The organism is Frisingicoccus sp., assembly GCA_016298055.1.
Lineage (GTDB): Bacteria > Bacillota > Clostridia > Lachnospirales > Lachnospiraceae > Frisingicoccus.
Genome location: JAEDDO010000111.1, coordinates 1 through 5,662, shown reverse-complemented (window position 1 = coordinate 5,662; position 5,662 = coordinate 1). Strand labels below are relative to the sequence as shown.

General features: G+C 42.2%; 5 protein-coding genes and 1 pseudogene. 5 read left to right on the top strand and 1 reads right to left on the bottom strand.

Going from position 1 to position 5,662, the window contains the following annotated elements:
• Positions 1-267: pseudogene (locus QZZ35_RS08465) on the top strand (MATE family efflux transporter); the annotation flags it as partial.
• Positions 268-327: 60 nt separating this feature from the next.
• On the opposite strand, the gene typA reads toward QZZ35_RS08465, so the two are convergent.
• On the bottom strand, positions 328-2,154 hold the full coding sequence (gene typA / locus QZZ35_RS08460; RefSeq protein ID WP_291237003.1) for a translational GTPase TypA: 1,827 nt from the start codon (positions 2,152-2,154) through the stop codon (positions 328-330).
• 293 nt (positions 2,155-2,447) lie between these two features.
• Here typA and QZZ35_RS08455 point away from each other — a divergent pair, with 293 nt between their 5' ends.
• From QZZ35_RS08455 to dapB, 4 genes are all read left to right on the top strand, one after another.
• A complete protein-coding gene (locus QZZ35_RS08455) occupies positions 2,448-3,074 on the top strand; it encodes a single-stranded DNA-binding protein (RefSeq protein WP_291234693.1) in 627 nt (208 codons plus the stop codon).
• A 55-nt stretch (positions 3,075-3,129) separates the two neighbouring features.
• On the top strand, positions 3,130-3,633 hold the full coding sequence (locus tag QZZ35_RS08450; RefSeq protein WP_291237002.1) for a cob(I)yrinic acid a,c-diamide adenosyltransferase: 504 nt from the start codon (positions 3,130-3,132) through the stop codon (positions 3,631-3,633).
• Between the two features lie 180 nt (positions 3,634-3,813).
• Positions 3,814-4,704: a 4-hydroxy-tetrahydrodipicolinate synthase gene (gene dapA / locus QZZ35_RS08445; RefSeq protein WP_291237001.1), complete on the top strand. Its 891-nt coding sequence runs from the start codon at positions 3,814-3,816 to the stop codon at positions 4,702-4,704.
• Positions 4,705-4,797: 93 nt separating this feature from the next.
• Complete coding sequence (dapB, locus tag QZZ35_RS08440; RefSeq protein WP_291237000.1) at positions 4,798-5,556, top strand: 4-hydroxy-tetrahydrodipicolinate reductase; 759 nt, start codon at positions 4,798-4,800, stop codon at positions 5,554-5,556.
• Positions 5,557-5,662: the final 106 nt, after the last annotated feature.

Here is a 5,662-nt window from a genome sequence, read left to right as displayed (position 1 = left end):
ATTGATATTTTTCTGGAATTTGGACGTGCGATCAATATTTTGATGACAAAATGTCTCATATCTGTAGGTGAAATCAAACTTCCAATCTGTGTTGGAATTACGTTTCACTGGGCAGTGGCTCTTTTACTGGCCTATGTATTTGGCGGTATCCTTCATTTGGGGCTTCAGGGCGTGTGGGTTGCCATGGCCATTGACGAATGCTCAAGAGGACTGATCTATTTCTTTAGATTCCGGTCAAATAAATGGAAAAGACGTAAGCAGCAGTAAAAAATATTCCCTCATACCCGACTTTTCATGGAGAGGTATGAGGGAATATTTTTGAATTATTTATTTTCTGTTTGCACGCATACGCATCTTTGTATCAAGAATTTTCTTACGCATACGAATGCTCTTTGGTGTAACTTCTACAAGCTCATCATTTTCAATGAAATCAAGTGCTTCTTCGAGGCTTAATATTCTCGGAGGTGTGAGTTTAAGTGCATCGTCGGAACCGGAAGCACGTGTGTTGGTGAGATGTTTTGCTTTACATACATTAAGCTCAATGTCATCACCCTTAGGGTTCTGGCCGACGATCATGCCGCCGTAAACTTTTTCACCAGGTCCGACAAAAAGTGTACCACGGTCCTGTGCGTTGAACAGACCGTAGGCCAAGGTTTCACCGGATTCAAAGGCAATGAGGGAACCTGTCTGGCGGTAAGCAATATCGCCCTTGTAAGGTCCATATCCGTTGAAGAGTGTATTCAGAATACCATTACCCTTTGTATCGGTTAAGAATTCACCACGGTATCCGATAAGACCACGGGATGGAATGTTGAATTCCAGACGGGAATAGCCGCCGCTTGCTTTGGACATACCGGTGAGCTCACCTTTTCTGAGGCTGAGTTTTTCAATGACAATACCTGTAAATTCATCCGGTACATCAATGACAGCGATTTCCATTGGCTCGAGGAGTTTTCCGTTTTCATCTTTTTTATAAATAACTTCTGCCTTGCTGACAGCAAATTCGTAGCCTTCACGGCGCATATTTTCAATTAAAACAGAGAGGTGAAGCTCACCGCGGCCGGAAACTTTGAAGCAGTCTGTGTTCTCGGTTTCTTCAACGCGAAGGCTGACATCTGTATTCAATTCTTTGAAGAGACGGTCACGAAGGTGACGGGAAGTAATGTATTTACCTTCCTGTCCGGCAAGAGGGCTGTCGTTAACGATGAAGTTCATGGAGATGGTAGGCTCGGAGATCTTCTGGAATGGAATTGGTTCCGGAGCATCCGGAGAGCATACCGTATCACCGATATGGATATCTGCAATACCGGAGATGGCTACGATGGAGCCGACAGTGGCCTTGTTTACTTCAACTTTATTTAAACCATCAAATTCATAAAGTTTACTGATCTTGACTTTTTTGTTCTTCTCAGGATCGTGAGCATTGACAATGACTACATCCTGATTGACCTGAATCGTTCCGTTGCTGACTTTGCCGACACCGATACGGCCGACATATTCATTATAGTCAATGGTGCTGATCAGAGCCTGAGTCGGAGCATCCGGATCACCTTCCGGTGCCGGGATGTGTTCAATGATCGTTTCAAAGAGAGGCTGCATATCCTGGCCTTCTTCGTCAAGTTCGAGCATGGCGATACCGGATTTTGCGGAAGCATAGACGAAAGGACAGTCAAGCTGTTCATCGGAAGCGTCCAGATCAATGAGAAGTTCAAGTACTTCATCAATAACTTCATCTGCCCGGGCTTCCGGACGGTCGATCTTGTTGATGCAGACGATAATAGCAAGATTCAGTTCAAGAGCTTTCTTTAAAACAAATTTTGTCTGAGGCATTGGTCCTTCAAAGGCATCAACAACAAGGACAACACCGTCAACCATCTTGAGGACACGTTCAACTTCACCTCCGAAGTCCGCATGTCCAGGTGTATCAATAATGTTAATTTTTGTGTTCTTATAAAATACGGCTGTATTTTTAGATAAAATGGTAATACCGCGTTCACGTTCAATATCATTGGAGTCCATGACACGTTCCTGAACTACCTGATTGCTGCGGAATACACCGCTCTGTTTCAGTAATTCATCCACAAGGGTTGTTTTTCCATGGTCAACATGGGCAATAATAGCAATATTTCGGATATCTTCACGTTTGATTTTCATATTTCGTTCCTTCCAATCCATTCATGTACTACTGATAACTTTATATTTATAACTTTTACATTCTATCATAATCCTGCATTTTTTCAAGAAAATTTATCAAGGTTTTTTGTAAGACTGTGTAAAAATACAACGAATTTCCCGAATTAGGGCATTTTCTGTCGATGAATGATAATTTATTTCGTTATGAATTCATGCTAAAGTCATTTAAGAATTCGGTTCTAAAAAACAAAGGGATCGAATAAGTATATTTAACGAGATGAAAACTTGTATATACCAGAAAGGGGAACAAAAAAATGGCAGACAAGGTGCTGGATAATAATCAGGTAACAATTGTGGGGGTTGTGGATTCAGAATTCGTGTACAGTCATGAGGTATTCGGAGAAGGATTTTATGTGGTTGATGTTGTTGTACAGAGACTGAGCAACATGGTAGACCGGATTCCTTTGATGATCTCAGAAAGGCTTATTGATGTGACACAGAATTACATAGGACGTACACTGGAAGCTCATGGACAGTTCCGTTCCTATAATAAGCACGAGGAAGGACGCAATCGCCTGGTACTTTCCGTATTTGTCCGGGAAGTGGAAGTTCTCGATGAAGAACCGGAGAATGTGAAGCCAAACAGTATTTTTCTGGATGGCTATATATGCAAACAGCCGGTGTACCGCATGACACCTTTAGGCAGAGAAATTGCGGATCTTCTTCTTGCGGTAAATCGCCCTTACGGAAAGTCGGATTACCTGCCATGTATATGCTGGGGAAGGAATGCACGTTTTGCGGGTAAATTTGAAGTGGGCACACATATTCATCTCTGGGGAAGAATTCAGAGCCGTACTTATCAGAAAAGACTGGAGGGTGACCAGGTCGAACGCCGGACCGCCTATGAAATTTCTGTGAGCAAAATTGAATGTATTGAGTAAAAAATGTTGACGTTCCCTCAGAAATGTGTTATTAACATACAATGAGGTGAATGTTGTGGAAAAAAGTTTAGTAAAAATATACTGTGGCGAAGGTAAAGGTAAATCGACAGCTTCCCTTGGCCGGGCGATCGTATGTGCCAGTGAAGGCAAGGATGTATTTATGATACAGTTTTTAAAGGGTCGTCATACAGGTACTTTGGATTTTCTGAAACGGCTGGAGCCGGAAGTTAAGGTTTTCAGATTTGAGAAGATGAATCACTATTACGATGAACTTTCAGAGGCGGAGCAGCAGGAAGAAAATATTAATATTTTAAATGGTATGAACTTTGCAAGAAAAGTTCTCACGATCGGTGAGTGTGATGTTTTAATCCTTGATGAGGTGCTGGGCCTTGTTGATCTTGGCATTATCCACGTATCCGATATTATTCATCTGATCCGGACAAAGCCGGAGGAGATGGAATTGATTCTGACCGGAAGAAATCTGCCGCAGGAGCTGGTTGAGGAAGCCGATTATATTTCTCAGATCAATATCGTAAAAAATAATGAAACTGAAGTTTAAAACATCGGTGAATGGTTGACATTAAAAGGCAGAAATGCTACTATCAAATGTAGGAATGAGCTGCTTTGAGATAACCGATTCGGATGTAAATACATGGATGAGCCGGCTTTTGCCGGCTCATTTTTACGCAGATGAACGAAAGATCGGGCAGCAATTCATCATAAAATGAGGAGGTTCATTATGGCTATTTTTACAGGAGCTGGCGTAGCGATCGTAACCCCCATGCATCAGGACGGAAAAGTTAATTATGATAAATTGGGCGAATTAATTGAATTTCAGATTGCAAATCATACGGACAGTATTATTATTACAGGAACAACAGGAGAGGCATCCACGTTATCCGAAGAAGAACATGTGGAATGTATCCGTTTTGCAGTAGACAAAGTGGCAAAACGTCTTCCTGTTATTGCAGGAACAGGTTCAAATTGCACCGAGACAGCCATCTATCTGACACATGAGGCTGAGAAAGCCGGAGCAGACGGTGCACTTGTAGTTACGCCATATTATAACAAAGCAACTCAGAAAGGTCTTGTACAGCATTTTTCCAAAATTGCGGCAAGCACAAGTCTTCCGATCATTCTTTACAGCGTTCAGAGCCGTACAGGGGTGAATATCCTGCCGGAGACAGTGGCAGAGATTCGTCGTACATGTGAGAATGTTGTTGCGATCAAGGAAGCAAGCGGCAATATATCTCAGGTTGCAGATATTATGCAGATGACACAGGGAGATATTGATATTTATTCCGGTAATGATGATCAGATCGTACCGATTCTTTCTCTGGGTGGAAAAGGTGTTATTTCCGTTTTATCGAATGTGTGTCCGAAAGAGACGCACGATATTGTTGCACGATTTATGGATGGGGATGTTGCAGGAAGCCGGGATCTTCAGTTGAGAGCCCTTCCGCTTGTTCATGCACTCTTCTGTGAAGTGAATCCGATTCCGGTAAAGACAGCATTGAACCTGATGGGAATGGAAGTTGGACCACTGAGACTCCCGATGACACCGATGGAAGAAGCGAATAAAGCGCGTCTTATTCAGGCGATGAAAGATTTTGGAGTTGCAGTTAAATAGCATTCAGAAGAAAGAGCTGTGTTAGATTTTTGACAATCTGACACAGCTTTTTGAAGGTTAAAATCGAATATGGAATAAGGAAGGGATAGGAAAATGACAAAATTTATTATGCATGGATGTAATGGGGCGATGGGACAGGTAATTACCCGTCTGGCAAAAGATACACCGGATGTGGAGATTGTTGCCGGTATTGACGTGAATGACAGTATTTCCAACGATTATCCGGTATTTAAAAGTCTTGAGGAATGTAATGTGGAAGCAGATGTCATCGTTGATTTTTCTATTGCAAAGATCACAGATCATCTGGTGGATTATGTGGCTGAACATAAGATTCCTCTTGTTCTGTGTACAACAGGTTTGTCCGAAGAACAGCTTGTAAAGGTGAATGAGGCAAGTAAAAAAGTGGCTATTCTTCGTTCAGCCAATATGTCTCTCGGTGTCAATACGGTTTTTCGCCTGGCAGCTCTCGGTGCTCAGGTTCTGGCAAATGAAGGATACGATATCGAAATTGTGGAGAAACATCATAATCTTAAACTGGATGCACCTTCAGGAACAGCTCTGGCCATTGCAGATGCAATGAATGCGGTACTTAATAATGAATATTCTTATAAGCTTGACCGGAGTCAGGAGAGAGCACGAAGAGGTAAGAAAGAAATCGGTATCCAGGCAGTCCGCGGAGGAAATATCGTGGGCGAGCATGAAGTATTTTTCTGCGGACCGGACGAAGTGATCGAGATCAAGCATACAGCTTACTCAAAGGGAATTTTCGGCAAAGGTGCCATCGCTGCTGCCGCATTTCTTAAAGGTAAGGAACCGGGAATGTATTCTATGAGTGATGTTATTGCTCAGTAAATAATTGTGGGGGGAATAATATGGAACAGATAACTATGAAAGGTAAGTACGAAACATTACAGAACAAGTATCTTGAAGTTTTATCGAAGATGTATCCTTCGATTGC

Bases quoted from the DNA above. Each gene is read 5' to 3' on its own strand.
- typA (WP_291237003.1), bottom strand. From the start codon at position 2,154: ATGAAAATCAAACGTGAAGATATCCGAAATATTGCTATTATTGCCCAT.
- QZZ35_RS08455 (WP_291234693.1), top strand. From the start codon at position 2,448: ATGGCAGACAAGGTGCTGGATAATAATCAGGTAACAATTGTGGGGGTT.
- dapA (WP_291237001.1), top strand. From the start codon at position 3,814: ATGGCTATTTTTACAGGAGCTGGCGTAGCGATCGTAACCCCCATGCAT.
- dapB (WP_291237000.1), top strand. From the start codon at position 4,798: ATGACAAAATTTATTATGCATGGATGTAATGGGGCGATGGGACAGGTA.